Source organism: Brevundimonas sp., from assembly GCF_032017145.1.
Lineage (GTDB): Bacteria > Pseudomonadota > Alphaproteobacteria > Caulobacterales > Caulobacteraceae > Brevundimonas.
Map to the genome: position 1 here is coordinate 1 of NZ_DALZQC010000038.1, position 26,810 is coordinate 26,810.

Sequence of the window (26,810 nt, forward strand, 5' to 3'; positions counted from 1 at the left end):
GGGCGCGGCAGGCGCGGCGGCGGTCGGCGCGGACTCGGCGGCCTTGGGCGTCATCGACCCGCCCTTGGAGGCCAGCCACTGTTCGAACTGGGCCTGGGTCACGACCCGGATCTCGATGGGCATGAAGGCGTGGTCGACGCCGCACAGTTCCGAGCATTGGCCGTAAAAGACGCCGGTGCGCTCGGCCTTGAACCAGGTGGTGTTGATCCGGCCCGGCACCGCGTCGGTCTTCAGACCGAAGGCCGGCAGGGCCACGGCGTGGATCACGTCCGAGGCGGTGATGACCAGCTGGACCGTCTTGCCGACCGGCACGACCATCGGCTCGGTCGCCGCCAGCCGATAGGGCACGCCGCGCGCCTTGGCCTCGTCCTCGGGCAGCATGTTGGAGATGTATTCCGCCACGCCCTGGTCGGGATATTCATAGGCCCAGTTCCACTGGTTGCCCGTGACCTTCACCGTCAGGTCCGGCGTGGGCATGTCGTGATAGGCGAACAGCAGCCGGAACGAGAACAGCGAGATGCCCGCCAGGATCAGGACCGGCATGACCGTCCAGATGATCTCGATGGTGGTGTTGTGGCTCCAGCGCGCGGGCGTCGGATTGGCCTTCTTGTTGTAGCGGAAGACGATCCAGGCCAGCAGCCCCAGCACCAACAGGGTGATGGCGGTGATGACGACCAGCAGCCCGTTGTGGAAGGCGATGGCGTCATGCTTCAGCGGCGAGGCCGCGGGTTGCAGGTCGATGCCCCCCGGCGTCGGCTGTCCCATCAGATCCTGCGCCCAGGTCGGCGCGGCGGCGAACACCGCCAATCCGGCGCCTAGAACGATGGAGGCCGCAGTCTCCCCCAGCGTCCTCCGGGCTCGCTTGCCCATCCCCATCGGAGTCTTCCCCATAAAACCGTTCTACAGCAGACACTTGCGAATGGCTCGCAAGTAATCACACTGGCGCGATTCCCACGCCCGGCGATCTTTTTGACCTATCGGATCGCCTTCGGCTTGCCAAGCGATCAACGCAGGCGCCGCCGCAAAGCCGCCAAAGATCGGCCATTCGGCGCACTCGATTAAATCGCTGTCATGTTTCGACAGCTACCTTGCACCGACAGATACCTTGCCGTAATCAATCCCTGCACACAGGAGAGATCGCGGTGCCTGAAACCATCGAGATACAGTTGAAGAAGGGGGTGCTGGGCCTATGCGTCCTGGCGCTTCTGAGCCGGGCGGACAGCTACGCCTATGAGATCGCCAGCCGCCTGTCGGACGCGATCGACATGGGCGAAGGCACCATCTACCCCTTGATGCGGCGGATGCAGTCGGAGGGCCAGGTCGAGACCTATCTGGTCGAATCCTCCGCCGGTCCCTCGCGCAAATACTATCGCCTGACCGAGGCGGGTCGCGCGGCCCTGGCCGCCCAGACCGCCGAATGGTCCGCCTTCACCAAGGCCGTCGACGCCATCGTGGCGAACGACGCCGATCAGGGAGCCGCCCAATGACGCGCGCCGATTTCATCAACCGCCTCAAGGACGGGCTGGTCGGCCTGCCGACCACCACGGCCAACGACATCGTCGCCGACTACCAGGCCCATTTCGACGACGGGATCGCCGCCGGCCGCACCGAGGCCGAGGTCGCCGAAGCCCTGGGCGATCCGGTCCGCCTGGCCCGCGAACTGAAGGCCGAGGCCGGCATCCAGCGCTGGCATCAGGAAAAGAACCCGTCCGCCGCCGCCGGCGCCGTCTTCGCGGTGCTGGGCCTGGGCGCCCTGGACATACTGATCCTTCTGCCCCTGCTGATGGGGGTGGTCGGGACGGTGTTCGGCTTCTTCATCGCCGCCATCGGCCTGTTCGTCGCGGGCGGGGTGATCATGGTCGCCGGGCCCTTCGCCGGCTTCCCCGGCGGGCCGTTCGCGGCCATCCTGATGGGCCTTGGCTTCATGGCCGGGTCGGTCTTCATCGGCGCCCTGCTGGCCATCTTCACCATCTGGCTGGTCAACGGCGTCGTCTGGTTCGCCCGCCTGCACTATCGCCTGCTCAAGCCCGCGCTTGAGCCCACCCCTGCCCAATCCACGCCTGTTTCGGGAGCTTCGGCATGATCCGCACCCTGTTCATCATCGCCGGCGCCGCCCTGGTGCTGTGCCTGGTCACCGTGGGCGGCGGCCTCGCCCTCGGCGGCCACGACCTGCAGCGTCACGGCTGGGCCTGGACCTTCAAGGACGACGACGGCGAGACCGTCCGATTCGAGCGGGTCAAGGGCGGCGGGACCGACGACCTGGGGCCCTTCACCACCCGCACCCTGGCCTGGACCGGCGGCGAGACCTTGAGCGTCGATTCCAGCGTCGATGTCGAATACATCCAGGGCGACGCCAACTCCGTCGTCGTCACCGGACCCAAGACCCTGGCCGACCGGGTGCAGATCGAGGACGGCCGCATCCGCCTGGGCGACGGCGACGAACGGGTCGTCTTCGGTTGGAACAGCGGAAACTTCTCGGCCCGGTCCGAACGCGACGAACTGAAGGTGGTGGTCACCGCCCCCAATGTGCGCCGCTTCGTCTCCAACGGATCGGGCGACCTGACCATCGCCGGTTTCGACCAGCCGTCCCTGGCGCTGGACGTCTCGGGTTCGGCGGACGTCACGGCGTCCGGCCGCATCCAGACCCTGGACCTGAGCATCAAGGGATCGGGCGACGCCGATCTCAGCGGCCTGGCGACCACGGACGCCAAGGTGGACATCTCAGGCTCCGGCAGCGCCAACATCGCCGCCACGGGCAAGGTGGACGTCGAGATCAACGGCTCGGGCGACGTCACCCTGTCCGGCCGCCCCGCCAAGCTGAACAGCAGCGTGTCCGGCTCGGGCCAGGTCAACCGGGAGTGATCGACCGGAAAGCGTCGAACGGTCGGGGGGCTGGCGCAACCAGCCCCCTTTTCTTTTGACGCCCGACCGGCCCTTGCGCCTTCACCCCCCGGGCCAGAACCGCTAAGTCGTGGCCATGACCTTCGCCCCCCTTCCCGACGCCGGCGCCAACTGGGTGGATCGCCATGCGCCGGAAGGGCTGAAACCCTGGCTGAAGCTGGGCCGCTTCGACCGGCCCATCGGCATCTGGCTGTTGCTGCTGCCCGGCTGGCAGGGGATCGCCCTGGCCCTGGCCCAGTATCGGCAGGCGCCCGGCCTGTATGACCTGTGGCTGTTCGTCGGCTTCGCTGTCGGCGCCTGTCTGATGCGGGCGGCGGGCTGCGCCTTCAACGATATCGTCGATCGGGATTTCGACGCCAAGGTCGCCCGCACCGCCCAGCGCCCCATTCCGTCCGGCCGGATCAGCGTCAAACAGGCGTGGCTCTTCGTCGTGGCGTGCAGCCTGATCAGTCTTTTGATCCTGCTCACCCTGCCGACCGTCTCCATCCTGCTGGGCGTCGGCTCGCTCGCTTTGGTCGCGGCCTATCCCTTCATGAAGCGGATCACCTGGTGGCCCCAGGCGTGGTTGGGCCTGACCTTCAACTGGGGCGTCCTGATGGGGTTCGCCGCCGCCCTGCCGCTGGCGGCCGCCGCGCTGCTTCTGCCCGCCGACATCGCCGGCGAGTTCCGCCCCTTCCTGTGGTCGCCCGCCGGCGACAGCGGCCATGCCGTCGCCCTGGTCTGGCAGGCCTATGTCCCGGCCGTCCTGCTGTGGATGGGCGGCGTCTTCTGGACCCTGGGCTACGACACCCTCTACGCGCTTCAGGACATCGAGGACGACGCCATGATCGGGGTGAAGTCCTCGGCGCGGCGCCTGGCCTCGGCCGTGCGGCCCGGCGTCGCCGTCTTCTATGGCCTGGCGGTCGTTCTGGCCGGTGTGGCCGGGGCGGCCGGGGGGCTGGGCGTCGTCTTCTGGATCGGCCTGGTGGCCTACGCCATCCATCTGGCGCGCCAGGTCGCCCGCCTGAACCCCGACGATGGCGCCCAGGCGCTGAAACTGTTCAAGTCGAACCGCGAGGCCGGCCTGATCCTGCTGGCCGCCATCGCCCTCGGATTCATCACGCCGTGAAGGAAATTCCCATGACCTCCGCCCCCCGCATCCTGCTGCTGTCCGTCGCCGTCGCCGCGACCCTTTCGGCGTCCTTGGCCGCCTGCCAGCGTCGCGAGGACAAGGCCCCCGCCCCCAAGGCCGCACCGACCCCGGCCGTCGCCGCCGACACCACCCCGGTCGGCTATGAAAGCAAGACCCCCTACGCCGACGTCAAACTGACCCTGCCCCAGACGGTCAAGGCCACGCCCGTTCTGCACGCCGCCCTCTATGCCGACATGGTGCGCGACCTGAAGCAGTTCGAGGAGGGCGCCCAGGCCGACCTCACCGAGGCCGGCGGCGGCTCCACCCCCTATGAGAAGTCCATCGCCTTCGCGCCCGGCGCCGAGACCGCGAAACTGGTCAGCCTGGCCCGCACCGATTTCGAGTTCACGGGCGGCGCCCACCCCAACACCAGCTTCGCCTCGGTGATCTGGGACAAGACGGCCAACAAGCGGCTGGGCTTCGCCGACCTGTTCCGCCCCGGCGCCGATCTGGCCGTGCTGGACAAGGCCCTGTGCGCCGCCGCCAACGCCGCCAAACAGGCCCGCTCTCCGGGGGCGGAGGCCGCGACCCTGGACGGCAAGATGTGGACCTGCCCCAAGGCCGTCTCCACCCCCTTCTTCCTGACCCCCGGCTCGACGCCCGGCAAGGCGGGAGGCGTCACCTTCCTGATGGGGCCGTATCAGATCGGCCCCTATTCGGACGGCCCCTACTGGATCGCCCTGCCCCAGAGCGCCTTCCGCGCCCTTCTGAATCCCGCCTACGCCGATCAGTTCGACGGCGCCCCGGTCAAGGCCGGCGACGTGACCCCGAAGAACTGAGCCCCTTCAGGCCCGTCATCCTCGCCCTTGTGGCGAGGATCCATACGCCCGGGTCTGCACAGTGGATCACGGTCGTCGACTGAGCGTATGGATCCCAGGCACAAGGCCTGGGATGACGGATCAGGGGCGCGCCAGAAACGCATCCACCAGTTCGGCGAAGCGCACCGGTTGATCGGCCATGATGAAATGGCGTGATCCATCCACCCGGATCAGCGTCACCCCCGGCAGGGCCGCATATTCGCGTCTCCACAGCGCATCCGCACCGGCCGCCGGCGCCCCGCCGTCCGCATCGGCGGCATACAGAGCCGTCACCGGCGTCGTCATGGCCGCCAGCCCCGGCCGCGCATCGGTGGTCATGACGTCCTTCATGGCCGAGGCGACGGCGTGTCGGTCGCTGGCCATCGACCAGGCGACGATCCGCGCCTGCTCTTCGGGCGTTCGCGACAGGGCCTTCGCCGTCGCCTCCTGCTGGGTGCGGAAGGCGGCCGCGTCGGCGCCCAGGATCATGGCGGCCGCCTGGTCCGCGAACGGCCTGGCGCTTTCGGCCGTCGCGCTCGGTCCGAACAGGGCGCTGTAGAAGGGCAGGGAATCCACCGTCATCACCCGCCCGACCAGACCCGGCTGCTGCTGCGCCAGCAACAGGCCGCTCAAGCCGCCCATCGAATGGCCGATGACCGCCGGCCGGTTCAGCCCGGCTTCGCGGATATAGCGGGCCAGTTCCTCGACCTCCGGCTGGACGAAGGCGCCGTCGCCATGCGTCCAGGCCTCGCCCGCGAACCCGGCCAACTGCACCAGATGCACCCGGTGCGTCGCCTTCAGCCGATCCGCCGTCGCCCGCCACACCTCGCGCGAGGAGGCCAGGCCGGGGATCAGGATCACGTCCGGCCCCTGGCCCACGACCTGGACCGACAGCCGGTCCGAGACGAAGGGCGCGGCTGTCATGGCCTCAGCACGCGCAGGCGCGGCGTGAACCGGCGCAACGGCGCCGCAGGCCAGAAATAGGGCGCAGAATATTGGCCGCGAGGCCGAATGGACGAACTTCATGGCGGTCTCCTGATGTAAGGTTATTCTGACTTTTAGGATGGATCGACGTTCGATCCAGAACCGTCATTCCGGGGCGTCCATAGGACGAACCCGGAACCCAGGAGGCACGTAACCGACGTGAATCCTGTTCAGCAGCGGGTCTATGGCCCTGGGTTCCGGGTTCTTCGCTGCGCTACGCCCCGGAATGACGAACTGAGGGATAAGGCGAACAAGGCTCGATTGGCCTTGATCAGCCTGCGTGCGGGTTCTCGAAAATCTCTTCGACCGGCCGTTCGAACGTCGCGGCGATGCGGTAGGCCAGGTCCAGAGACGGATCGTGCCGCTCGGTCTCCAGCGCGATCACCGCCTGGCGCGAGACGCCCAGCGCCTGGCCCAACTGCTCCTGGGTCCAGCCGCGCTCGACGCGCAGCAGTTTCAGACGGTTCTTCATCGGCTGGTCTTTATGAAGGGCGAGACGACGCCGTACATGGCCCAGAACACCGGCACGATCAGCCAGGTCTGAACATGCGGCGCGCGGGCGAAACTCTCGCCAAAACCCCAGAAGGTTGCGATCGCCAGCGTCAGACCGGCCGCCACGATGAACTGTTTGGCGGTCACGCCGCGCACGAACTCGTCGCTCTCGCGCATCAGCGCCAGAGTCGCCCATATCTGACCGATCACCGGCGCGGACAGCACCGCCGCCAGCCCCCAGGCCGCCGGCTTGCCCACGATCTCATCGAATGCGTCGGTCGTCATCATCGCCACACAGATCGCGACATAGGGCGCGGTGAACGCCATCGTTCGGATCAGATAGCGCCGATGCGCGGGCGTTCCGGTCTTCCATGCGGTGAACATCTGCACCTCCTTCTGTAAGGCCAACCTGACATCTACCACATGTCATGTCAACCTGACTTTTTGTCAGGACAGCCCAACATTCACCCATCGCTTCTCCAGACCCGCCGATGGCGTTAGGATGCGCCATGCCCGCCGCCCCGCGCATCGCCCCGTCGGTTCTGTTCACGCCTCAGGAATGGGCGCCGTTTCAGACGCGCGCGGCCTGGGCCGGGCCGCTGCTGGTCGTGCATTGCTGGATGGTGATCGCCCTGGCCGTGACGGCGGGCGTCGTCCTGCCCTGGCTGACCCCGCTGTGCGTCATGATCGTCGGGACCCGCCAGCTGGGCCTGGCCATATTGATGCACGAGGCGGCGCACGGCGGTCTGTCCAGATCGCCCCGCCTGAACGATTTCCTGGGCCACTGGCTGTGCGCCGTGCCCATCGGCGCATCCTTGGCGGCCTATCGCCCCTATCACCTGACCCACCACCGTTTCGCCCAGCAGGCCGAGGATCCCGACCTGATGCTGTCGGCGCCCTTCCCCGTCAGCCCGGCCTCCTTGCGGCGAAAGCTGATCCGCGACCTGACGGGCCAGACCTTCTTCAAGCAGCGGGTGCTGCTGCCGCTGGCCCAGCGTCGTTCGACACCGCCCGGCGAAGCGACCCACGACTATGAATCCATCGTGACGGGCCGGTCCGTCATGCCCTTCCTGATCTTCAACGCCGCCCTGCTGGCGGGCTTCGTCGCAGGCGGGCTCTGGTGGGCCTTCTTCGTCCTGTGGCTTCTGCCGATGGCGACCTGGTTTCCCATGGTGACGCGGCTGAGGAACATCGCCGAACACGCCTGCGTCGAAGGCTCGGCCGTCGATCCGTTCCGCGCCGCCCGCACCACCCGCGCCGCCTGGTGGGAGCGCGCCTTCATCGCCCCCTATTGGGTCAACTTCCACGCCGAACATCACCTGTTCATGCATGTGCCCTGCTGGAAGCTGCCGGCCCTGCACCGCGCCATCCACGCCAGGCCCCAGGCCCAGGCGATGGAGGTTTCGCCCGGCTATCTGGACGTGATCCGAACCGCGACCCGCCGCCCCGCATGACGATCACGGACCCCGCCGCCTTCATCCGCGACAATACGCGGCTGCAGACCGTGCCGCACGCGCCGGAAATCTCCCTGTGGCTGGCGGACGAGATCACCCCGATCTGGCGGCTGACGGAGGAGGAACTGGGCGAGATGGGCGTGCCTCCGCCCTTCTGGGCCTTCGCCTGGGCGGGCGGACAGGCGCTGAGCCGCTATATCCTGGATCACCCGCATGAGGTCGCGGGCAAGCGGATGCTGGATTTCGCCGCCGGTTCGGGCCTGGTCGGCGTGGCGGCGATGAAGGCGGGCGCGGCCTTCGTCCTGTGCGCCGACATCGACCCCTTCTGCCAGGCCGCCGTCGCCGCCAATGCGACCGCCAATGGCGTGGCGCTGGCCTTCACCCAGACCAATCTGCTGGACGCCCCGCCGCCGGATGTGGAGGTGATCTGCGCCGGCGACATCTGCTACGAACGGCCGATGACCGACGCCGTCCTGGCCTGGCTGGCCCAGGCCCGCGCCAGGGGCGCGCGGGTCCTGATCGGCGATCCGGGCCGCACCTATTTCCCGCGCACGGGTCTGGATTTCCTGGCCGAATACCGCGTGCCGACCTCGCGAGAGCTGGAGGACCAGGAGATCAAACGGTCCTCCGTCTGGGCCATGCCTTAGACGGCCCTCGCTTAAGCGGATTGGCCTTCGTGCCGCCCCTCGCCGAATTCCTCGATCATCTTGGCGTTGAAGGCCGGGATGTCGTCGGGGCAGCGGCTGGTGACCAGGCCCTGATCCACCACCACCTCTTCATTGACCACATTGGCCCCGGCGTTCTTCAGGTCGGTGCGGATGCTTTCGAACGCCGTCAGCGTCCGCCCCTCGACCACCCCCGCCTCGATCAGCAGCCAGGGCGCGTGACAGATGGCCGCGACCGGCTTGCCCGCATCGAAGAAGGCCCGAACGAAGGCCACCGCATCCTTGTCCGCGCGCAACTGGTCGGGGTTCGCCACCCCGCCCGGCAGCAGCAGGGCCGAATAGGCCGAGGCGTCCACCGCCGCCACCGCCTTGTCCGCCGTCACCTTGTCGCCCGGCGTCAGATGGTCGAAGCCCTGAAACTCCCCGGCCTTTAGAGACACGATCTCGACCACGGCGCCCGCATCCTTCAGCGCCTTCATCGGTTCATTCAGTTCGATCAGTTCGACGCCGTCGGTCGCCAGGATGGCGACGGTCTTGCCGGAAAGGGTCTGGGCCATGGAATACGCTCCGTTTTGGAAAGGGGTTCGGCGCGATGAACCCACGGCAAGTCAAAGGGTTGCGGCTCCGCTTGGCGGGCGCGACCGTCCGCCCCACATAGTCCCCATGCGAATGTTCCTGACCCTGACGACCCTGCTGGCGGCCGCCGCGACGCCCGTCCTGGCCCAGACCTATCCCCTGCCCGGTCGCCCCTATGGCGCCTATCCGGGTGGCGTGCCCGCCGCCATCGCGGACCAGCATCGCTATGAGAACGACCGCCTGCGCGCCCAGTCTCAGGCCAACGCCGATCAGGCCCGCCAGCAGCAGATCGAGACCCAGCTTCGCCTGCGCGCCATCGAATCCGCGCGCGAACCGACCGCGCCGTCCGCCCTGCCGCCCCGGCCCCTCTATGGCCCCGAGCAGGAGCGGGCGCTGCGCCAGTCCGCCGCCGAACGCCGCCAGGAAACGGCTCAGGGCATGAACCAGATCGACGCCTGGCTGGACCGTCCGCATTAAGGCGACGCATCCCTTCCCTCTCCCCCGCGTTCCGGCCTAGCTTAAGGCAGGGATCAGGCGGAGAACCACATATGCGCTGGCAGGGCGGACGGACGGGCGGCGGGGTCGAGGACCGACGCGGCATGGGCGGCGGCGCCATCGCAGGCGGCGGCATCGGCGTGGGCGTCCTGGCCCTGATCGGCTATTTCGTCTTCGGCATAGACCCGTCCACCACGACCCAGCTGGCCAGCCAGCTTGGCGGCGTCGGCGCCTCGGAACAGCAGGGACAGGTCGGCACGCCCAAGGATCAGGCCGGTCGCTTCGTCGATGTCATCGGCGCCAACATCAACGACGTCTGGGCGCAGAAGCTGAACGGCTATCAGCCGCCGAAGGTCGTCATCTACGAACAGGGTACGGGGACCGGCTGCGGCTATGGCCAGTCGGCCATGGGCCCCTTCTACTGTCCCAACGACAAGACCGTCTATCTTGACCTGGGCTTCTGGCAGGAGATGGAAAACCAGCTGGGCGCATCCGGCGCCGACTTCGCCCGCGCCTATGTCATCGCCCATGAGTTCGGCCACCATGTCCAGACCTTGACCGGAACGTCGGACCAAGTCCGCCGCGCCCAGCAGCGCGCCGCCGGCCAGGCCGAGGCCAACCAGTATTCGGTGGCGCTGGAGCTTCAGGCCGACTGCTACGCCGGCGTCTGGGCCCGGAACGCCTCCGCCGTCTCCAACGGCCAGGTCGCGCTTGAGCCCGGCGACATCGAGGAAGGCATGAAGACCGCCCAGGCCATCGGCGACGACACCCTGCAACGGCGCGGCGGCGGGCGCGTCTCGCCCGAAAGCTTCACCCACGGCTCCTCGGCCCAGCGGGTCGAATGGCTGCAGCGCGGCTATCAGTCCGGCGACCCGGCCTCCTGCGACACCTTCGGCGGCGCCTGAGCCTCAGCCTCAGCCTCCCACCGTGATCTGCATCGGCCGCTCGATGAACAGGCGCGGACCGCGCAGGTCCAGGATGAGGCGGCGATCCTCGAACGCGGCCATGCCAACCAGGGCCTTGGGAAAGCCCGGCACGGCCACGTCGTCATAGATGGCCACGGCCGCCTGCCGATACAGTTCGTCGCCGATGGTCAGGGTGCGGACGATCACCGTCTCGGCGCCCACCACGCCGCCCAGGACGATGCTCTGGCCCGGCGTGCGCGCGCGTCCGTCCAGCAGGCCCGCAGCCTGGGCCGTCTCGCGCGTGAGGGCCAGCACGGCCGAGGCGCCCGTGTCGATCACCGCATCGACCGCCGCCCCCTCCACCGTGATCGCCGCCTTCAGCGCCTTGCCCGCCCGCGTCACCGCGATGGCCGCAAGCCCCGCCGGCGGGGTCCAGCCCTCGCGCGAGATCAGCCTGATCCGCCGCCGGCGGGTATCCAGTTCCAGGATCAGTTCGCGCAGCACGTCCTGGCCCAGGATCAGGGGCGCGCCCAGCCCCTTGTCGCTGGCCAGCGGCCCCAGCCCCAGGATGGCGGCTCGCAGACCCTGAAGCCGCACCCCCTGGGGACCGCCGATCTGGACATCCAGCGTCGCGCCCCGCCCGACCTGGGCCTGGCCGCCGACGCCGTAGGCCACCATGGGGATGTCGAACACCTGGGTCAGACCCAGCGTCGCGACCAGCGAACGGTCGATCACCGAATACTGCGCCCCGGAATCGATCAGCGCCCGCACAGGCCGCCCATTCACCGAGACCTCGACCGTCGGGGTGCTGGCGCGCGGCTCGGCATAGGGCAGCCAGTCGCCGGCCCCGGCGGCGGGAAACACCACCGTCGGCGCCTTCCACAGCACCTGGTCGCGCAGCCACCAGGCCCCGCCCACGCCCCCGGCGATCAGCCCCAGCCGGATCAGAAGATCGCGTCGTCTCATGCCTCTGACATGGACTGTCGCGACGGCGGGCGCCAGCGGGGGAATGTCGCAACGTCCGCTGTCTCGCCACTTACGCTCCGTCATCCTCGCCCTTGTGGCGAGGATCCATACTCCCGGTGTCAGCATTGGCCCACTGCGGGGCGCCGGGCGTATGGATCCCAGGGACAAGCCCTGGGATGACGATAACCTGGGGGACATGGAGAGGCATGGAATTGCCCTGACGACCCGATCTTCGCCCGTCGATGCGGCCACACCGTCACAACACCCCAGAACTCGACAAAATCATCCCTGTATTGGCCAGAAACCGGGTGACGCCGCGCCGTTCGCTGGCTACGACCAAGCCGCCATGACGACTTCCAGCGCCCGCTACGTCTCGACCCGAGGCCAATCGCCCGAAACCGATTTCTCCGACGCCCTGCTGCGCGGCATCGCGCCCGATGGCGGCCTCTATATGCCGACCGCCTGGCCCGCCCTGTCGCCCGACGCCTGGACCGGCGCGGCGGACTACAAGGCCATCGCCCTTCAGGTCCTGACGCCCTTCGTCGGCGACGCCCTGCCGACCGGCGCGTTGGACCGGGCGCTGGATCGCCTGATCGCCGGGTTCGACCATCCGCTGGTCACGCCCCTGGTCGAGCTGGAGCCGGGCCTGTTCGTGCTGGAGCTGTTCCATGGCCCGACCGCCGCCTTCAAGGACCTGGCGATGCAGTTGGTCGCCAGTCTGACGGACGCGGCCCTGGCCGCCTCGGGCGAGCGGCTGACCATACTGACCGCCACGTCGGGCGACACTGGCGCGGCGGCCGTGCGCGCCTTCGCCGGGGCGAAATCCGTCGATCTGGTCGTGCTGCACCCGCTGGATCGCGTCTCGCCGATCCAGCGCAAACAGATGACGACGGTCCAGGCGGACAATGTGCTGAACCTGGCCGTGCGTGGCGATTTCGACGACTGCCAGCGGTTGGTGAAGGGGCTTCTGGCCGACGACGCCCTGCGCGCGCGGGGCCGCCTGTCGTCGGTCAACTCCATCAACTGGGCGCGGCTGGCGGGTCAGATCCCCTATTATGTCTCGGCCACCGCCCAGTTGGGTCAGGCGGCGACCTTCGTCGTCCCGACCGGCAATTTCGGCGACGCCTTCGCCGGCATCGCCGCGGCCCGGATGGGCCTGCCGTCCAACGGCTTCGTCGCGGCGGTGAACCAGAACGACGCCCTGGCCCGCGCCCTGAACGACGGCCTCTATTCGCGCCGTCCGGCGGTCGAGAGCGGCAGCGTCTCCATGGACGTCCAGGCGCCGTCCAACTTCGAACGTCTGGTGTTCGAGGCGACCGGCCGCGACGCGGACGCGACCCGGGACGTGTTCGAGACCTTCGCCTGCGACGGCGCCGCAGCCTTCGATCCGGCCCTGCTGGCGGCCCTGCGTTCCGAAGTCTCTGCCGTCTCCATCGACGAGGACGAGACCCGCGCCGAGATCGCCCACGCCTACAAGACCTGGGGCCGGGTCGTCTGTCCGCACACGGCCGTCGCCCTGGCCGCCGCCCGGCGGCAGGATCGCGCCAGGGGGCCGGTCGTCGCCCTGTCCACCGCCCATCCGTCCAAGTTCGGCGGCTTCGTCTCGAACGTGCTGGGCGTCGAACCCGAGCCCGCAAACGTCATCGCCGCCCTGGGCGATCAGCCCGAGCGGTTGACTGTCGTCGATGGAATGATGGCGGCGGCGCGGGACGCCGTGGCGGCCTTTTCAGGCCGCCACTGAACCGACCTCAGCGGCGATTGCCGCCGGTCAGGGCGCGTAGCAGAAGCAGGCCGACGCCGGCGACCGACAGCGTGGTGACCAGCGGACGCTTGCGCGCCTCGGCCGCGACGGTGCGGGCCTTGTCGCGATAGTCGGCGGGGGCCTTTTCGACCAGGCGATCCACGGCGTCCATGGCCTTGCCGAAGGTCTCCAGCGACTTGCCCTTGGCGTCGTTGAACGCGCCTTCGACCTGCATCTTCTGGTCGCCGACCAGATTGCCGAAAGCCTTCTGCGCCTTGCCCTGCACCTGCGAAGCGGCGCCGTTGATCTGTTCGTCGGTCATGATGTCATCCTCGGGGAGAGAGCGGCGGTTTTCGCCGTTGATCACAGAAATCCCGGCTGTCGCTTTCGGTTCCCGAAACGGCGCCGCTTCATGCCATCTCCACCGCCCGCCAGTGGTCCAGGCGGCGCAGGAAGACGGCCGGGTCCTTGGGCGTGACCAGGTTGGCCGGGTCGTGGAAGATGCGGTCGTGCAGCCGCGTGACCGTGAAGCGCAGGGCGGCGGCCTCGCCCAGGCGCGGCAGGGCGGCGCGCTCGGCGGGGCTCAGCGGCCGCACGGCCTCATAGCCTTGCTGGAAGGCCGCCAGGGCCTCGGGCATGGGCCGTCCCTCGGCGTCGAAGCCCCAGGCCGACAAGGCGATGGCCAGGTCATAGGCGAAGGCGCCGTCGCAGCCGAAATAGAAGTCGATGACCGCCGACACCGCCCCGTCCTGGAACAGGACATTGTCGGGGAAATAGTCGGCGTGGATCGCCCCGCCCGGCAGGTCGTCCGTGAACGGATCGCCCAGCCGAGTCAGCGCGGCCTGGACCTGTTTCAACAGCGCCCGGTCCGTATCCGAGGCGCGCGCCGCGCCCTGGGCGCACCGATCCGCCAGTCGCCGCCAGACGGCCGGTCCCACGGGATTGGCCCGACGCAAGGGAAAATCGGCCGCCGTCTGGTGCAGACGCGCCAGGACCGCGCCCGCTGTCGCCTGATCCGCCGCGTCGGGATGACGCAGCCAGGCGCCGGTCTTCCATTCGATCACCGCCGCCGCCCGGTCGTTCAGCCGCCCCAGCCAGCCGCCCGACCGATCCGGGATCGGCATGGGGCAGGAAAAGCTCCGCCCCGCCAGATGGGCCGTCAGCCCCAGGCAGAACGGCAGGGAGGCGGCGTCGGTCCGCCCCTCGAACAGGGTCAGGACGAACCGTCGCGTCACGCCCCTCTGCAGCGTCTCCAGCCGATAGTTGGTGTTCTCCACCCCCTCGGCGATGGCGGTCAGCGACACCGCCTCGCCGATGTCATAGCCGGTCAGAAAGGCGCGCGCCTGGTCCAGGGCAACGGAGGTGAAGACGGCCATGGACCTAGTTCAGTCCCGCATCGGCGCGGCGGGCGCGCACGATCTCGGCCAGGTCCGCCATGATGCTCTCGGTCGTGGCCCAGCGGCCGGCGCCGCGTCCGCGGCAACGCCACACCCGGCCGTCAGCGCCATAGACTTTCAGCGCATTGCCCTCGCCGCACAGGTTGGAGAACAGGGGGTCGCCATGGTCGGCGTTCAGCGACACGGACGGGCTGATCACCCCATCCTTCAGATGGGCGGCGCCGATCTGGCGAACCCCGCCCTCGGCGGAGATGGCCTCGGTCAGGTGGTCGCGCGGCACGTCGCCATCGGGCGACCGGCCGAACGCCTCGTGACACAGCAGCCGCACCTTGGCCGCCGCATCCAGACCCTCCAGGTCCGATGACGGGTCTTCCTCGGCGAAGCCCGCCGCGCGGGCGTCGGCCAGGGCCTCGCTGAAGGCCGCGCCGTCGCCCAGCCGCTCCAGCATGAAGTTGACCGTGCCGTTCAGCACCGCCTCGAACCCGACCACCTCGCCGGCCGCGCGGGCGGCGCGGACCGTCTCGACCATCGGCGCCCCGCCGCCGACCGAGGCCGACCAGAAGACGCGACGGCCATGTTGTCGGGCCAGGTCCTGAAGGCCGCCGGGATCGCGGCTGACCGCCTGTTTGTTGGCGCTGGCCACGTCGCAGCCGGCCTCCAGGGCGGCGCGGATCACCGCATGGCCCGCCTCGCCCTCCGACAGGGCCTCCAGCACGATGTCAGGTTTGCGTGACAGCAGGTCCTCGGCGCTGGCCGTGAACAATGAGGGCGGACAGGCCACGTCGCGGGCCTTGTTCGGATTACGCACCAGCACCCCGACGACGTCGTAGCGTGGATCGACCAGCAGCCGGCCCAGCACCCCGCCGCCCACCACGCCGCAGCCGGCGACAGCCACCTTCAGCGGCGGCAGGGCCGGGGCCGGTCCGGGGGGCGCCGACCTGTCGCCGATCACCGTGCCGTCCGCCCGGTCCAGGGCCGCCACCTCGATCTCGACCCCCCGGCTTTCGCCCAGGTCGATGGCGTCGTGCTGCACCAGGGCGCCGCCCAGCTTGCGCGCCACATCCCACGATGCCCGGCGATAGCGCAAGGCCGGGGCCGTCTTGTCGTTGGGATCGTGGTCGTAGAGGCCGTCCACATCCTTGACCAGTCGCACCTTCTTCAGCCCCAGTTCGGCCGCCAGGAAGACCGCCGTCAGGTCCGACCCGCCGCGTCCCAGCAAGGCCACCCGCCCGTCTGGCCGCACGGCGCCGAAGCCGGGCACGACCACCACGTCGTGCCGGTCCAGCGCCTGTTTCAGATGGTCGGGCCGCAGGCCGCAGGGGCGCGAATGCTCCGGCTCGCCTTCCGCCACGATGCCCAGTTCCCGAACCGACAGGGCGCAGGCGTCCAGGCCGATCCGGTCGCAGGCGATGGCGACCAGGGCCGCCGACTTCTCCTCGCCCAACGCCACATAGCCGGGCAGCAGATCGTTGGAATGGGCCAGGCCCAGCGCCCGCGCCTCGGCCAGAAGGCGATCCGTCGCCCCGCCGAAGGCCGAGACCACCGCCACGACCTTGCGCCCGGCGCGCACATGGCCATAGACGGCCGAGGCGACCAGCGGCGCCTCCGCCGGGCTGCGCAGGATGGACGAGCCGAACTTCAGCACCACCACTTCAGGGGCGGGATCGGCGGCGAGCCGACAATCGGGATCGAGCGGTTCGGATTTCTCTACGACGGCGAGGGAGGCGGACATCGGGGTTCTCGGATTTCTGTGAGGAGCGTGGGGTGAAAAGAAAAACCCCGCCTGGCGGACCGGGCGGGGTTCGGGTTCTGCGGTCGCCTGTGTCCGGCGTGCTAAACTCGTCCCGCCCGACTGGGCATGGTGGTGGCGCCGGTCGTGCCGCCGATAATGGTTCCGCCGAGGGTCGCGCCCATGCCGAAGCCCGTCGCGGCGGGGCCGGCGACGGTGGAAGCTTCGGCGATGAACGAGCGCTGCGGCACGGGACAGGTCCGGTTGAAATCTTGGCCTAGGGTGATTGGCGCACCCCCGGTCTGTCAAGCGGTCTTGGATGATTTTTTCGCGACAGGGCGGTTTGCGTTCTTTTTGCACCCCTCCAAACCTATCGGCGCCAGCATTGAGGTCAAATTTTCCGCTTGACCGGCGCCGCCTGTTTGATCAACGTAAAGTCACTCATCAAGACCGGCTGAGGGATTAGGCCCTTTGACGCCGGGGCAACCATCGGGTTCCGCCCGAAACGGTGCCAACTCCTGCGGGGTCCTTCGGGGTCGCGAGAGATGAGTGGAGCATCGACGAGGCGACGCTCCACGATCTGTCACCGCATCGAGAACTTGCTGAGGCGAGAACGATGCGGACGACGATTGATGACCCTTGCTGAAACATCCCTGCTGGAAGACCCCGACTGTCGGTTTTCGCCTGCCGCTGCGCCCGTTCGTGAACGCGGCGGCGCGCGTGACGTCATCGTCTCCATCCCCGCCGACTTCCGCCTGGCTTCGGGCGAAAAGCTGAACCAACCCAATATCGTGGGCCGTATTCACGGTCGGGCCGGCGCGCCTGTCGTCGTGGTCGCCGGCGGCATTTCGGCCGGGCGTTTCGTCCACCGCACCGAGACCAACGGCCTGGGCTGGTGGTCGGGCGCCGTGTCGGTGCGCGGCCCCATCGACCTGAGCCGATTCCAGGTTCTGGCCGTCGATTTCGCCCCCGGCGCCGAGTTTCTGGCTGCGCCCGTCACCATCACCACCCACGACCAGGCGCGCCTGCTGGCCCTGGTGCTGAACCATCTGAAGATCGAGCGGGTCGCCGCCTTCGTCGGCTGCTCCTATGGCGGCATGGTCGGCCTGGCCTTCGCCGAACTGTTCCCCAAATGGGCCGAGCAACTGATCGTGGTGTCCGCCGCCCACCGCGCCCACCCCCAGGCGACCGCCTGGCGCGGCATCCAGCGCCGCATCCTGCAGTTCGCTGTCGATGCAGGCCGCCCCGAGGAGGGCGTCGCCCTGGCCCGCGAACTGGCCATGACCACCTATCGCACGGCCGAGGAGTTCCACGACCGGTTCGACACCACCGCGCCCACGGCCGTCGGCGGCGCCTATCCCGTCTGCGACTATCTGACGGCGCGGGGCCAGGCCTACCGCACCCACACCACCCCGGCCCGCTGGCTGTCGATGTCCGATTCCCTGGATCGCCACAGCGTTACGCCCGAGGCCATTTCCACCCCCGTCACCTTGATCGGCTTCACCTCCGACCGGCTGGTGCCGATCGACGACATCCGCGAACTGGCCGCGCGGCTGCCGACCCTGTGGCGCTTCGTCGAGGCGCCCTCCCTCTATGGCCACGACGCCTTTCTGAAGGAGGACGCCTTCGTCGGCGACATCCTCCGCGCCGCCTTCAAGGACATCAAAGCATGACCACCCGTCCCGCTAATCCGCACACCATCGCCGCCCGCACGGGCGTGGATTCGGACACGGCCCACGGCGCGGTCATGCCGCCGCTGTATCTGTCGTCCAACTATTCCTTCGCGGGCTTCGATCAGAAGCGGAAGTATGACTACAGCCGCTCGGGCAATCCGACCCGCGACGTCCTGGCCGAAACCCTGACCGAGCTGGAGGGCGGCGCGGGCTGCGTCGTCACCGCGACCGGCATGGCCGCCGTCGACCTGCCCCTGGCCCTGCTGGAGCCGGGCGACCTGCTGATCGCGCCTCACGACTGTTACGGCGGCACCTGTCGCCTGCTGAACGCCCGCGCGAAGAAGGGGCATTTCGAACTGTTGCTGGTGGATCAGGGCGATCCCGTCGCGCTGGAGGCGGCCCTGGCGCTGAAGCCCAAGCTGGTGCTGGTCGAGACCCCGTCCAATCCGCTGCTGCGTCTGGTCGATGTCGCCGACATCTGCACCCGCGCCCATGCGGCGGGCGCCAAGGTCGTCTGCGACAACACCTTCCTGTCGCCCGCGCTTCAGAACCCGATCAAACTGGGCGCCGACTTCGTGGTTCACTCCACGACCAAGTTCATCAACGGCCATTCGGACGTGGTGGGCGGCGCGGTCATCTCGGCCGACGCCGAGGATCACCAGACCCTGGCCTGGTGGGCCAACTGCACCGGCGTGACCGGCTCGCCCTTCGACGCCTATCTGACCCTGCGGGGTGTGCGGACCCTGTTCGCCCGGATCGAGCGGCAACAGGCCACGGCGGGCAGGATCGCAGACCTGCTGAACGCCCACCCTGCGGTCAAGGTGGTCCACTATCCCGGCCTGAAGTCCCATCCCAGCCACGCCCTGGTCGCCGCCCAGCAGGCCGGCCCCGGCGCCATGCTCAGCTTCGAGCTGGACGGCGGTGTGGACGCCGTACGCGCCCTGATCGGTGAGTTGGAGATCTTCACCCTGGCCGAATCGCTGGGCGGGGTCGAAAGCCTGATCGCCCATCCCGCCACCATGACCCACGCCGCCATGACGCCGGAACAGCGCGCCACCGCCGGAATCGGCGACGGCCTGGTCCGCCTATCGGTCGGGCTGGAGCATGTCGAGGACCTGATCGCCGACCTGTTCCCGGCCCTGGACGCCCTAGCGCCCGCCAAGGCCGAGGCGGCCTGACGCCGAAACGCGATTTTTCGCTTGCAGAGGGGGCCGAACCGGGGCACATGCGCCGCCCCGGCTGCGGTCCCTTCGTCTATCGGTTAGGACGTCAGGTTTTCAACCTGAAAAGAGGGGTTCGACTCCCCTAGGGACTGCCACCGGCGACGCCTCCACCACCTTTCCGATCCGCCGCGTCGAGCGAACGCTCCGCACCCGGATTAACCTTCTGGTAATCACTATGTTCGGATAGGGGCGGTAAGCCTTTCGATTCACAGACTTTTTTCGGCCGCACTCAGGAACTATCCACAGGCGCTGTGGTTAATCCACCGTGAACGCGGCGCAGAAGCGCCCTCCCCTCCCGCACCGAGATCGTCATGTTTATCGCCATCGCCCGCCCGGCGGTGGAGCCCCAAGGCCCCGACGCCGTCGCCGTCCCCGGCTCTCCCGCCATCGCCGAACTGTCGCCCCGCGCCCTCCATGCGCGCCTTCTCGAGAACGCCGCCTTGCGCCGCCTGCGCGGGCTGGAACGCCGTCGCGAGCATCGGCTTGACGACGCCGACTACTGGCTTCACGCCGCCCCCATCGCCGTCAGAAAGGCCAGCGCCCTGCGCGAGGAACGCAGCTTCTCGCCGTTGCCCTGAGCCTCGTCCACCACAGATCACTTTGTTTGATATCAGGAGTTGCTCAAATCCTGGCCCGCCGAGACCTGGGGTTCGAGCCGCGCCAGTCCGACCTGTCCGTCATCGTCGCCAGCGCCTGGGCCTGGCATAGCCGCCTCAGCGCAGTTCGGGCATCCGGCGGCGCAGCGAGGCTTTCAGTTTTTCCAGCTTCTGGCCTGCGGATTTCGGCCGCACCCGCTTGCGATGCTCCAGCCCCGCGCCCCATCGGGCATGGACCGGCGCGTCCAGATGCGGATGGCGGTCGTGCTGATGGACGATGGGGCTGATTCCGCCGTCGGGATTGACCACCTGCCCGTCCTTGAACCTCAGCCGCTCGCCGGGGGTCAGGCCCAGGGTCGCCACCCGTCCATAGTTGCCCCGCACCGTCGCCGCGACCAGACCCTGATGGATGGCCAGGTTGAAGGCCGCCTGATCGGCGCCGAACGCGCCGCCGATCTCCGAACGCGGCGCGGACGCCAGCGTCAGGATCAGCCGCGACAGGCGCGACACCTCCGCGCGCGGCCCGATCAGCGTCCCCACACACAGACACGCCCTGTCCGCCATCCGGTCCGCCTGAGCCTGACCGAACAGGGCGCGCAGATATTTCATGTTGAAGGCGTGGTCCGCCAGCGGCCCTTCCGCCTCCACGAAGACCTCCAGCCCTTGCGGCGCGGGCTGGAACGGCGGGGCCTGGAAAATCACGTCGCGCACGTCGCAGGCCAGGGCCGCGCCCGGCCGGTCGCCCAGCAGGCCGGCGAAGGCCACGAACCGCTGCATCACCGGATGGGGCGCCCAGCCGCGCCAGACCGGCGCATCGACGGCCGTCACATCATGCTGGGCCAGAAAGGCGCGCAGGTCCGCGTCCCGGTCCACCACCAGGGCGACCGCCCCGTCGAACACGGCCCGCAGCGAGGTCACGAAGGGGGCGATGTCGGCGGCGTCGTATCCGGTGGCGTAGCCGACCACCGCATCGCCGTCGGGCAGGGGCGCGAACGCTTCCGTCGCTGCCAGCGCCTGGGCCAGCCAGTCCAGATAGTCCGACCGCGCCGCCCCCTGTTTCATGGCCTCAGCGGTCGCCCATCAGTTCGGCGAACCGGTCGAACAGATAAAGGCTGTCGGTCGGTCCGGGCGAGGCCTCGGGGTGGTGCTGGACGCTGAAGATCGGCTTGTCCTTGACCGCGATGCCGCAGTTGGTGCCGTCGAACAGGCTGACGTGGGTTTCGGTCACGGCGGCGGGCAGGCTGTCGCGATCGACGGTGAAGCCATGGTTCATCGAGACGATCTCGACCTTGCCCGTCGTCAGGTCCTTGACCGGATGGTTGGCGCCGTGGTGGCCCTGTTCCATCTTCACCGTCTTGGCGCCCAGCGCGATGGCCAGCATCTGGTGGCCCAGGCAGATGCCCATCAGGGGCTTGCCGCTGGCGACCAGTTTCTGGATTTCAGGCACGGCGTATTCGCCGGTCGCGGCCGGATCGCCCGGCCCGTTGGACAGGACCACCCCGTCGGGATTGCGGGCCAGAACCTCTTCCGCCGTCGTGGTGGCGGGAACCACGGTGATCCGGGCGCCGGTCGAGGCCAGGGCGCGCAGGATGTTGCGCTTCACCCCATAGTCGATGACCACGACAGTCTTGCCGCCGGCGACGGTCGGATAGCCTTCCGGCCAGTCCCAGACGCCCTCGTTCCACTCGAAAGCCTGCAGGGTCGAGGCGGGCTTGGCCAGGTCCAGGCCGACCAGGCCGGTCCAGGCCCTGGCCTGGGCGACCAGGGCGTCCAGGTCGAACTGGCCGTTCGGGTCGTGGGCGATCACCGCATGGGGCGCGCCATTGTCGCGGATGATCTTGGTCAGGGCGCGGGTGTCGACGCCCGCCAGACCCACGACGCCGCGCCGCTTCATCCAGTCGTCGAAACTGGCGTCCGAGCGATAGTTGGCCGGATCGGTGGGTGCGTCGCGGAAGATGGCGCCGCGCGCCGAGGTCTCGGACCCGCCGCCCATCTGTTCGATGTCTTCGACATTCGTGCCGACATTGCCGACGTGCGGGAAGGTGAAGGCCAGGATCTGGCTCATGTAGGACGGGTCGGTCAGGATTTCCTGATAGCCGGTCATGGCGGTGTTGAAGACCACCTCGCCCAGGGCCGAACCGACCGCCCCGACGCCGACGCCCTGCAGAATGGTGCCGTCCGCGAGCGCGAGGACGCCCGTCGCGCCCGGAAGAATCTTGGTCGTCATGGGCGCGCTCCTAAAACCGAATCCTGCCCGAACCGGGGCGGGACGCAAACGGCGGGGTCGTTAGGCCCTGCCGCCCGCGCCGTCAACCACGGCTCAACGCCCATCGCTGATGGAGGCCGGCCCGACCAGCTGGAAGGTCGCCGTCACCCCGCCCTGGGCGTGGGGCGCCAGCCAGATGTCGAACAGGCCCGGTTCGATCCGATAGGTCTCGTCCGCCCCGATGAAGCCCAGTTGGCGGGCGTTCAGGGTGAAGCCGACCTTGCGGCTCTCGCCGGGACGCAAGGCCACCCGCTTGAAGTCCTTCAGCAGCCGCCCCGGCTGGGTCAGACTGGCCACCCGGTCGTGGATATAGAGCTGCACCAGCTCCTCGGCCGCGTGCCGGCCGGTGTTGGTCACGGTGACCGCCACCTCCAGCGTCCCGGCCCACGGCAGCTGGTCCGTCGCCATCTCGATCGGCCCATAGGTGATCGCCCCATAGGTCAGGCCATAGCCGAACGGATACAGCGCCGTATTGGTCGTCTCGCGATAGCGGGACTTGTATTCCTCGGTGGCCAGATCGGGATTGGCCGGGCGGCCGGTCGTCTTGCGGTCGTAGGAATAGGGCTGCTGGCCCGACTTGTGCGGGAAGCTGACCGGCAGGCGGGCGGACGGGCCGTGATCGCCGAAGATCACGTCGGCGACCGCATGGCCCATCTGTTCGCCCAGGAACCAGGTCACGACGATGGCCTGGGCGTTCTTGACATTGCCCTCCAGCGCCAGGCCCCGGCCGTTCCTCAGCAAGACGACCATGGGCTTGCCGAGCGCCGCCATGGCGTCGACCAGGGCCATCTGCGGGGCCGGCACCACGATCTCGGTGCGCGACTGGGCCTCGCCCGACATATTGGTCGCCTCGCCGATGGCCAGGACGATGACCTCGGCGTCGCGGGCGGCGGCTATGGCCTGTTCGATCCCGCCGTCCAGCGGCGTCTCCACCCCCGAACCGCGCGCGATGGTCAGGTTCTGCGGATCGCGCATGGCGGCGCGGAAGCCGGTCTCCAGCGAGACCCGCCGCTCGGGCGCGCCCCAAATGGTCCACGGCCCCCACACATTGTCCACGTCGTCGGCGAACGGGCCGACCAGGGCGATCCTGCGGCCCTTGTCCAGCGGCAGCAGGTCCTGATCGTTCTTCAGCAGCACCACCGACTTGCGCCCCGCCTCGCGCGACAGTTCGATGTGTTCGCGCGATCCCACCACGGCCTTTTCGCGCGCGGCGTCGGTGCCGCGATAGGGGTCGTCGAACAGGCCCAGCGCCGCCTTGGTGGTCAGGACGCGGCGCACCGCCTCGTCCAGCCGCGCCATCGACACCTCGCCCGAGGCCACCAGGCCGGGCAGATGCTCCATGTAAAGGCCCGACACCATCGACACGTCGACCCCGGCGTTGAAGGCCAGGCGCGTGGCGTCGCGGCCGTCCTCGGCGAAGCCGTGGGCCACCAGTTCCTGCTCGGAGGTGTAGTCCGAGACCACGAAGCCCTCGAAGCCCCACTCCCCGCGCAGGATGTCGGTCAGCAGTTTGCGGCTGCCCGAGGCCGGCACGCCGTTCACATCGTTGAAGGCGCTCATGATCGACAGGGCGCCGGCGTCCACCGACGCCTTGAACGGCGGCAGGAACACCCCGCGCAGCGTCTGCTCGCTCATGTCGGTGGTGTTGTATTCGACCCCGCCCACGGCGGCGGAGTAGGCCGCCATGTGTTTGGCGGTGGCCAGGACCGCGTCACGGTCGTCCAGACCCTTTTCGCCCTGGAAGCCGCGCACGCGGGCGGCGGCCAGCAGATTGTTCAGCAGCACGTCCTCGCCCGCGCCCTCGACGTTTCGGCCCCAGCGCTGGTCGCGCGCCACGTCCACCATCGGCGCATAGGTCTGGTGCACGGCCGAGGCCGCCGTCTCCACCGCCGCCGCGCGCGCGGTCCGGTAGGCCAGTTCGGTGTCGAACGCCGCCGCCTCGGCCAGAGGCACGGGGAAGATGGTCGACAGGCCGTGGATCACGTCCGCCGCGAACAGCAGCGGGATCTTCAGCCGGCTTTCCTCCATCGCCACCTGCTGGATGCGACGGCCCGCCTCGGCGCCGATGCCGTTGAACAGCGACCCGACCTTGCCCTCGCGGATCAGGGCGGTGACGCGCGCGGGATCGCCCGTGCCGTCCAGCGGGTTCACCGCCGTCGGCATCCACCGGAACGGATCGGCCAGCAGGTTCAGCTGCCCGGCCTTTTCCTCGACCGTCATGGCCGCGATCAGATCCTCGATCCTCTGGCGGTGACGGGCGATGGTGCGGGACGCTTGGGCGGAAACAGGCATGGGGAAGACTCCGGCGCCCATCAGGGCCAAAAGCCCCAGGCCAGACAAGAAATTTCTACGGGAAGCCGCAGGCTTGAGAGGTCGCGTCAACAGTGGCGCTCCTTCAGGGACGAGATCGAGCAGCGAAGCTCAGACGCCTAGCCTCTGGCGACCGACCGCTTCAACCCCCGCCGACGATGTAAATGATGTAACGGCCGCCCGCCCGATCAAGGTGGGTTTCAGCGCCTCTAACGACGTGACCGCCATTACCCTGTCGTCATTCCGGGGCCGAGCGCAGCGAAGAACCCGGAACCCAGGGCCACATTCGCCACGCCGAAAGCGTCGCGGGCCGGATGACATCCTCCTGGCTTCCGGGTTCGGCCTGCGGCCGCCCCGGAATGACGACTGCAGATAGAACCAATGCGCGCCCCGCCTATCCCAAGGCGATGTCCAGGAACATCATCCCCACCAGGCCGATCATCAGCCCGATCATAGAGCCCTCGCCCTTGGACTTCTCGCGCGTCTCGGGAATGATTTCGGCGGTGACGACATAGATCATGGCCCCGGCCGCCAGACCCAAGCCCCACGGCAGGGCGCCGGGCAGCAGATCGACCACGCTGGCCCCGATCAGGCCGCCGACCGGCTCGACCAGGCCCGAAGCCAGCGCCGCCAGGAAGGCCGGCCAGCGCCCATAGCCCAGGGTCGCCATCGCCGCCGACACGGCCAGACCCTCGGGCATATTCTGGATTCCGATGCCGATCGCGGTGGACAGGCCCTGATGAACGTCCCCGCCGCCGAAGCTGACGCCCACCGCCGCCCCTTCGGGAAAGTTGTGCAGGGTGATGGCGATGATGAACAGCCAGATGCGCCGCGACAGGTCGCGCGATCCCGCCGGCCCGATGGCCAGCATGTCCACCGGCGCGAACCGGTTCATCAGGCCGATCACCGCCGCCCCGATCAGCACCGCCGTCGCCATGACCCCGGCGGCCGTCGCCTGTCCCGCGCCGCCCGCCTGCAGCACGTCCACGCCGGGAATGATCAGCGAGAAGAAGGAGGCCGCCAGCATGACCCCGGCGGCGAAGCCCAACAGGGCGCTCTGGGTCTGGACCCCCGCCTTGCGGAAGAACAGCAGCGGCACGGCCCCCACCGCCGTCATCATGCCCGCCGCCAGGCTGCCGAGACCGCCTGCGGCGATCGGGGAAAGGGATTCCATCATCCGTCTGCATTGGGGCGAGACACAGCAAGAGACAAGCCCGAACCGTGGCGTTAGAGAAAGCTTCATGTCCCAGCGCGCCGCCCTCCCCCCCGGCCCGAACGCTGCGTCGGCGCTGGGCGCCGCGCGGCGGGTCGTGGTCAAGATCGGATCCTCCCTTCTGATCGACGCCGCCACGCGCCGGCCGACGCGCGACTGGCTGGCCGCCATCGCCTCGGACCTGGCCGCGCTGCGCGCCGAGGGACGAGAGGTCATCGTCGTCTCGTCCGGCTCCATCGCCCTGGGGCGCGGGCGGCTGCCCGATCTGGGCGCGCGGCTGGAGGACAAGCAGGCGGCGGCCTCGGTCGGACAATCCCTCCTGATGGCGGCCTGGTCGGCGGCGCTGGAGCCGCATGGTCTGGTCGCCGGCCAGGTGCTGCTGACCCGCGACGACACCGAACGGCGCCGCCGCTGGCTGAACGCTCGCGCGACGGTCCAGGCGCTTCTGGCCCACGGCGTCGTCCCCATCGTCAACGAGAACGACACAGTCGCCACCGAGGAAATCCGCTATGGCGACAACGACCGGCTGGCGGCGCGGGCGGCGCAGCTGGCGAGGGCGGACCTGCTGATCCTGTTGTCGGACGTGGACGGCCTCTACACCGCCGATCCGCGCCGCGATCCGAACGCCGCCCATCTGCCGCTGATCGAGACCCTGTCGCCCGACGTGATCGCCATGGGCGGGGGCGCCAATGCGGAGGCGGGCGTCGGCACCGGCGGCATGGCGACCAAGCTGGCGGCGGCCCAGATCGCGCGGTCGGCGGGCTGCGCCACCATCATCGCCTCGGGCCAGACCCTGTCGCCGCTGACCGCCATCCGCGACGGCGCGCGGGCCACCCTGATCGCCGCGCCCAACGGCCCGATGGCCGCCTACAAACAGTGGATCGCGGGCAGTCTGTCGCCCGCCGGCGAACTGCGGCTGGACGCCGGGGCCGTCACGGCCTTGCAGGCGGGCAAGAGCCTGCTGCCCGCGGGCGTCACCGCCGTCTCCGGCGATTTCGAGAAGGGCGACTGCGTGCGCCTGACCGACCCCGCCGGGCTGTCGGTCGGGGTGGGGCTGGCCGCCTACGCCGCCGAAGACGCCGCCCGTATTCGCGGACGCCGCAGCGATGAGATCGAGGCCATCCTCGGCTATCGCGGGGCCTCCGTCCTGATCCACCGAGACGACATGGTTCTGGCTGACCGATGACCGATCTGACCGCAAGAATGCTCGACCTGGGCCGCCGCGCCCGCGCCGCCGCCGCCGCCCTGCGCGAGGC

General features: G+C 69.1%; 28 protein-coding genes, 1 tRNA gene and 1 riboswitch. Of the genes, 15 read left to right on the forward strand and 14 right to left on the reverse strand.

All coding sequences use genetic code 11. The annotated features are described in order from the left end of the window. The coding region (gene coxB, locus RTU05_RS08340) for a cytochrome c oxidase subunit II (RefSeq protein ID WP_409411605.1) at window positions 1–876 on the reverse strand (876 nt) is incomplete at its 3' end. A gap of 266 nt (window positions 877–1,142) precedes the next feature. Between coxB and RTU05_RS08345 the strand changes: the two genes are divergently transcribed. The 5 genes from RTU05_RS08345 (at window position 1,143) to RTU05_RS08365 (ending at window position 4,851) form a co-directional block, all read left to right on the forward strand. Further along, window positions 1,143–1,487: a PadR family transcriptional regulator gene (locus RTU05_RS08345; protein WP_087120506.1), complete on the forward strand. Its 345-nt coding sequence runs from the start codon at window positions 1,143–1,145 to the stop codon at window positions 1,485–1,487. After that, a complete protein-coding gene (locus RTU05_RS08350) occupies window positions 1,484–2,083 on the forward strand; it encodes an HAAS signaling domain-containing protein (RefSeq protein WP_312597353.1) in 600 nt (199 codons plus the stop codon). The genes RTU05_RS08345 and RTU05_RS08350 overlap by 4 nt, the downstream gene beginning before the upstream one ends. Next, window positions 2,080–2,862: a GIN domain-containing protein gene (locus RTU05_RS08355; RefSeq protein ID WP_312597355.1), complete on the forward strand. Its 783-nt coding sequence runs from the start codon at window positions 2,080–2,082 to the stop codon at window positions 2,860–2,862. The genes RTU05_RS08350 and RTU05_RS08355 overlap by 4 nt, the downstream gene beginning before the upstream one ends. A gap of 115 nt (window positions 2,863–2,977) precedes the next feature. Then, window positions 2,978–4,009: a UbiA family prenyltransferase gene (locus RTU05_RS08360; RefSeq protein ID WP_312597357.1), complete on the forward strand. Its 1,032-nt coding sequence runs from the start codon at window positions 2,978–2,980 to the stop codon at window positions 4,007–4,009. 11 nt (window positions 4,010–4,020) lie between these two features. Beyond that, entirely contained in the window at window positions 4,021–4,851 is an 831-nt protein-coding gene (locus tag RTU05_RS08365) for a DUF3298 domain-containing protein (RefSeq protein WP_312597359.1), read from the forward strand. A 120-nt stretch (window positions 4,852–4,971) separates the two neighbouring features. Here the strand turns inward: RTU05_RS08365 and RTU05_RS08370 are convergent, their stop codons facing one another. The 3 genes from RTU05_RS08370 to RTU05_RS08380 all read right to left on the reverse strand — a co-directional run bounded on the left by RTU05_RS08370 (window position 4,972) and on the right by RTU05_RS08380 (window position 6,729). Further along, window positions 4,972–5,895 (reverse strand): alpha/beta hydrolase, encoded by a 924-nt coding sequence (locus tag RTU05_RS08370; RefSeq protein ID WP_312597361.1) that lies wholly within the window; start codon window positions 5,893–5,895, stop codon window positions 4,972–4,974. Between the two features lie 229 nt (window positions 5,896–6,124). Beyond that, a complete protein-coding gene (locus RTU05_RS08375; protein ID WP_292020264.1) occupies window positions 6,125–6,325 on the reverse strand; it encodes a helix-turn-helix transcriptional regulator in 201 nt (66 codons plus the stop codon). Beyond that, on the reverse strand, window positions 6,322–6,729 hold the full coding sequence (locus tag RTU05_RS08380; RefSeq protein WP_312597363.1) for a hypothetical protein: 408 nt from the start codon (window positions 6,727–6,729) through the stop codon (window positions 6,322–6,324). Before RTU05_RS08380 ends, RTU05_RS08375 begins: the two co-directional genes overlap by 4 nt. Before the next feature lie 125 nt (window positions 6,730–6,854). Between RTU05_RS08380 and RTU05_RS08385 the strand changes: the two genes are divergently transcribed. Together RTU05_RS08385 and RTU05_RS08390 are read left to right on the forward strand one after the other, a co-directional pair. Continuing rightward, complete coding sequence (locus RTU05_RS08385; RefSeq protein WP_312597365.1) at window positions 6,855–7,799, forward strand: fatty acid desaturase family protein; 945 nt, start codon at window positions 6,855–6,857, stop codon at window positions 7,797–7,799. Further along, window positions 7,796–8,446 (forward strand): methyltransferase, encoded by a 651-nt coding sequence (locus RTU05_RS08390; protein WP_312597367.1) that lies wholly within the window; start codon window positions 7,796–7,798, stop codon window positions 8,444–8,446. Before RTU05_RS08385 ends, RTU05_RS08390 begins: the two co-directional genes overlap by 4 nt. Before the next feature lie 11 nt (window positions 8,447–8,457). Here the strand turns inward: RTU05_RS08390 and RTU05_RS08395 are convergent, their stop codons facing one another. After that, on the reverse strand, window positions 8,458–9,021 hold the full coding sequence (locus tag RTU05_RS08395; protein ID WP_312597368.1) for a type 1 glutamine amidotransferase domain-containing protein: 564 nt from the start codon (window positions 9,019–9,021) through the stop codon (window positions 8,458–8,460). Window positions 9,022–9,127: 106 nt separating this feature from the next. Between RTU05_RS08395 and RTU05_RS08400 the strand changes: the two genes are divergently transcribed. Further along, window positions 9,128–9,517: a hypothetical protein gene (locus tag RTU05_RS08400; protein WP_312597370.1), complete on the forward strand. Its 390-nt coding sequence runs from the start codon at window positions 9,128–9,130 to the stop codon at window positions 9,515–9,517. A gap of 71 nt (window positions 9,518–9,588) precedes the next feature. Continuing rightward, window positions 9,589–10,440, forward strand: a complete 852-nt coding sequence (locus RTU05_RS08405; RefSeq protein ID WP_312597372.1) for a neutral zinc metallopeptidase — start codon at window positions 9,589–9,591, stop codon at window positions 10,438–10,440. A gap of 9 nt (window positions 10,441–10,449) precedes the next feature. Here the strand turns inward: RTU05_RS08405 and RTU05_RS08410 are convergent, their stop codons facing one another. Further along, complete coding sequence (locus RTU05_RS08410; RefSeq protein WP_312597375.1) at window positions 10,450–11,406, reverse strand: retropepsin-like aspartic protease; 957 nt, start codon at window positions 11,404–11,406, stop codon at window positions 10,450–10,452. A 346-nt stretch (window positions 11,407–11,752) separates the two neighbouring features. Between RTU05_RS08410 and thrC the strand changes: the two genes are divergently transcribed. Next, window positions 11,753–13,147, forward strand: a complete 1,395-nt coding sequence (gene thrC / locus RTU05_RS08415; protein WP_312597376.1) for a threonine synthase — start codon at window positions 11,753–11,755, stop codon at window positions 13,145–13,147. Window positions 13,148–13,154: 7 nt separating this feature from the next. On the opposite strand, the gene RTU05_RS08420 is transcribed toward thrC, so the two are convergent. The 4 genes from RTU05_RS08420 to RTU05_RS08435 form a co-directional block, all read right to left on the reverse strand. Next, window positions 13,155–13,469 carry a CsbD family protein gene (locus RTU05_RS08420; RefSeq protein WP_312597377.1) on the reverse strand — a complete coding sequence of 105 codons (315 nt, stop codon included), beginning with the start codon at window positions 13,467–13,469 and terminating at the stop codon, window positions 13,155–13,157. A gap of 88 nt (window positions 13,470–13,557) precedes the next feature. Next, window positions 13,558–14,523: a homoserine kinase gene (thrB, locus tag RTU05_RS08425; protein WP_312597378.1), complete on the reverse strand. Its 966-nt coding sequence runs from the start codon at window positions 14,521–14,523 to the stop codon at window positions 13,558–13,560. 4 nt (window positions 14,524–14,527) lie between these two features. Continuing rightward, window positions 14,528–16,276 (reverse strand): homoserine dehydrogenase, encoded by a 1,749-nt coding sequence (locus RTU05_RS08430; RefSeq protein ID WP_312597379.1) that lies wholly within the window; start codon window positions 16,274–16,276, stop codon window positions 14,528–14,530. A 101-nt stretch (window positions 16,277–16,377) separates the two neighbouring features. Further along, complete coding sequence (locus RTU05_RS08435) at window positions 16,378–16,524, reverse strand: hypothetical protein (RefSeq protein ID WP_312597381.1); 147 nt, start codon at window positions 16,522–16,524, stop codon at window positions 16,378–16,380. 187 nt (window positions 16,525–16,711) lie between these two features. After that, window positions 16,712–16,825, forward strand: a riboswitch (SAM riboswitch). Window positions 16,826–16,905: 80 nt separating this feature from the next. On the opposite strand from RTU05_RS08435, the gene RTU05_RS08440 reads away from it, so the two are divergent. From RTU05_RS08440 to RTU05_RS08455, 4 genes are all read left to right on the forward strand, one after another. Beyond that, on the forward strand, window positions 16,906–17,946 hold the full coding sequence (locus RTU05_RS08440; RefSeq protein WP_312597383.1) for a homoserine O-succinyltransferase: 1,041 nt from the start codon (window positions 16,906–16,908) through the stop codon (window positions 17,944–17,946). Then, window positions 17,943–19,124: a cystathionine gamma-synthase gene (metB, locus tag RTU05_RS08445; RefSeq protein WP_312597385.1), complete on the forward strand. Its 1,182-nt coding sequence runs from the start codon at window positions 17,943–17,945 to the stop codon at window positions 19,122–19,124. Before RTU05_RS08440 ends, metB begins: the two co-directional genes overlap by 4 nt. A 65-nt stretch (window positions 19,125–19,189) precedes the next feature. After that, window positions 19,190–19,264, forward strand: a tRNA-Glu gene (locus RTU05_RS08450). A gap of 216 nt (window positions 19,265–19,480) precedes the next feature. Further along, entirely contained in the window at window positions 19,481–19,747 is a 267-nt protein-coding gene (locus RTU05_RS08455) for a hypothetical protein (RefSeq protein WP_292023031.1), read from the forward strand. Between the two features lie 135 nt (window positions 19,748–19,882). Here RTU05_RS08455 and RTU05_RS08460 read toward each other — a convergent pair whose 3' ends face one another. The 4 genes from RTU05_RS08460 to RTU05_RS08475 form a co-directional block, all read right to left on the reverse strand. Further along, complete coding sequence (locus RTU05_RS08460; protein WP_312597387.1) at window positions 19,883–20,827, reverse strand: hypothetical protein; 945 nt, start codon at window positions 20,825–20,827, stop codon at window positions 19,883–19,885. A gap of 4 nt (window positions 20,828–20,831) precedes the next feature. After that, entirely contained in the window at window positions 20,832–21,992 is a 1,161-nt protein-coding gene (gene carA / locus RTU05_RS08465; RefSeq protein ID WP_312597389.1) for a glutamine-hydrolyzing carbamoyl-phosphate synthase small subunit, read from the reverse strand. Between the two features lie 93 nt (window positions 21,993–22,085). Then, the gene (locus tag RTU05_RS08470; protein WP_312597391.1) at window positions 22,086–24,323 is read right to left on the reverse strand and encodes a glycoside hydrolase family 3 N-terminal domain-containing protein; all 2,238 of its coding nucleotides are present in this window, start codon (window positions 24,321–24,323) and stop codon (window positions 22,086–22,088) included. A 412-nt stretch (window positions 24,324–24,735) separates the two neighbouring features. Next, entirely contained in the window at window positions 24,736–25,515 is a 780-nt protein-coding gene (locus RTU05_RS08475; RefSeq protein ID WP_312597393.1) for a ZIP family metal transporter, read from the reverse strand. Window positions 25,516–25,582: 67 nt separating this feature from the next. On the opposite strand from RTU05_RS08475, the gene proB reads away from it, so the two are divergent. Then, complete coding sequence (gene proB, locus RTU05_RS08480; RefSeq protein ID WP_312597395.1) at window positions 25,583–26,740, forward strand: glutamate 5-kinase; 1,158 nt, start codon at window positions 25,583–25,585, stop codon at window positions 26,738–26,740. Window positions 26,741–26,810: the final 70 nt, after the last annotated feature.

Bases quoted from the DNA above. Each gene is read 5' to 3' on its own strand.
- RTU05_RS08350 (WP_312597353.1), top strand. From the start codon at position 1,484: ATGACGCGCGCCGATTTCATCAACCGCCTCAAGGACGGGCTGGTCGGC.
- RTU05_RS08355 (WP_312597355.1), top strand. From the start codon at position 2,080: ATGATCCGCACCCTGTTCATCATCGCCGGCGCCGCCCTGGTGCTGTGC.
- RTU05_RS08360 (WP_312597357.1), top strand. From the start codon at position 2,978: ATGACCTTCGCCCCCCTTCCCGACGCCGGCGCCAACTGGGTGGATCGC.
- RTU05_RS08365 (WP_312597359.1), top strand. From the start codon at position 4,021: ATGACCTCCGCCCCCCGCATCCTGCTGCTGTCCGTCGCCGTCGCCGCG.
- RTU05_RS08370 (WP_312597361.1), bottom strand. From the start codon at position 5,895: ATGAAGTTCGTCCATTCGGCCTCGCGGCCAATATTCTGCGCCCTATTT.
- RTU05_RS08375 (WP_292020264.1), bottom strand. From the start codon at position 6,325: ATGAAGAACCGTCTGAAACTGCTGCGCGTCGAGCGCGGCTGGACCCAG.
- RTU05_RS08380 (WP_312597363.1), bottom strand. From the start codon at position 6,729: ATGTTCACCGCATGGAAGACCGGAACGCCCGCGCATCGGCGCTATCTG.
- RTU05_RS08385 (WP_312597365.1), top strand. From the start codon at position 6,855: ATGCCCGCCGCCCCGCGCATCGCCCCGTCGGTTCTGTTCACGCCTCAG.
- RTU05_RS08390 (WP_312597367.1), top strand. From the start codon at position 7,796: ATGACGATCACGGACCCCGCCGCCTTCATCCGCGACAATACGCGGCTG.
- RTU05_RS08395 (WP_312597368.1), bottom strand. From the start codon at position 9,021: ATGGCCCAGACCCTTTCCGGCAAGACCGTCGCCATCCTGGCGACCGAC.
- RTU05_RS08400 (WP_312597370.1), top strand. From the start codon at position 9,128: ATGCGAATGTTCCTGACCCTGACGACCCTGCTGGCGGCCGCCGCGACG.
- RTU05_RS08405 (WP_312597372.1), top strand. From the start codon at position 9,589: ATGCGCTGGCAGGGCGGACGGACGGGCGGCGGGGTCGAGGACCGACGC.
- RTU05_RS08410 (WP_312597375.1), bottom strand. From the start codon at position 11,406: ATGAGACGACGCGATCTTCTGATCCGGCTGGGGCTGATCGCCGGGGGC.
- thrC (WP_312597376.1), top strand. From the start codon at position 11,753: ATGACGACTTCCAGCGCCCGCTACGTCTCGACCCGAGGCCAATCGCCC.
- RTU05_RS08420 (WP_312597377.1), bottom strand. From the start codon at position 13,469: ATGACCGACGAACAGATCAACGGCGCCGCTTCGCAGGTGCAGGGCAAG.
- thrB (WP_312597378.1), bottom strand. From the start codon at position 14,523: ATGGCCGTCTTCACCTCCGTTGCCCTGGACCAGGCGCGCGCCTTTCTG.
- RTU05_RS08430 (WP_312597379.1), bottom strand. From the start codon at position 16,276: ATGTCCGCCTCCCTCGCCGTCGTAGAGAAATCCGAACCGCTCGATCCC.
- RTU05_RS08440 (WP_312597383.1), top strand. From the start codon at position 16,906: ATGACCCTTGCTGAAACATCCCTGCTGGAAGACCCCGACTGTCGGTTT.
- metB (WP_312597385.1), top strand. From the start codon at position 17,943: ATGACCACCCGTCCCGCTAATCCGCACACCATCGCCGCCCGCACGGGC.
- RTU05_RS08455 (WP_292023031.1), top strand. From the start codon at position 19,481: ATGTTTATCGCCATCGCCCGCCCGGCGGTGGAGCCCCAAGGCCCCGAC.
- RTU05_RS08460 (WP_312597387.1), bottom strand. From the start codon at position 20,827: ATGAAACAGGGGGCGGCGCGGTCGGACTATCTGGACTGGCTGGCCCAG.
- carA (WP_312597389.1), bottom strand. From the start codon at position 21,992: ATGACGACCAAGATTCTTCCGGGCGCGACGGGCGTCCTCGCGCTCGCG.
- RTU05_RS08470 (WP_312597391.1), bottom strand. From the start codon at position 24,323: ATGCCTGTTTCCGCCCAAGCGTCCCGCACCATCGCCCGTCACCGCCAG.
- RTU05_RS08475 (WP_312597393.1), bottom strand. From the start codon at position 25,515: ATGGAATCCCTTTCCCCGATCGCCGCAGGCGGTCTCGGCAGCCTGGCG.
- proB (WP_312597395.1), top strand. From the start codon at position 25,583: ATGTCCCAGCGCGCCGCCCTCCCCCCCGGCCCGAACGCTGCGTCGGCG.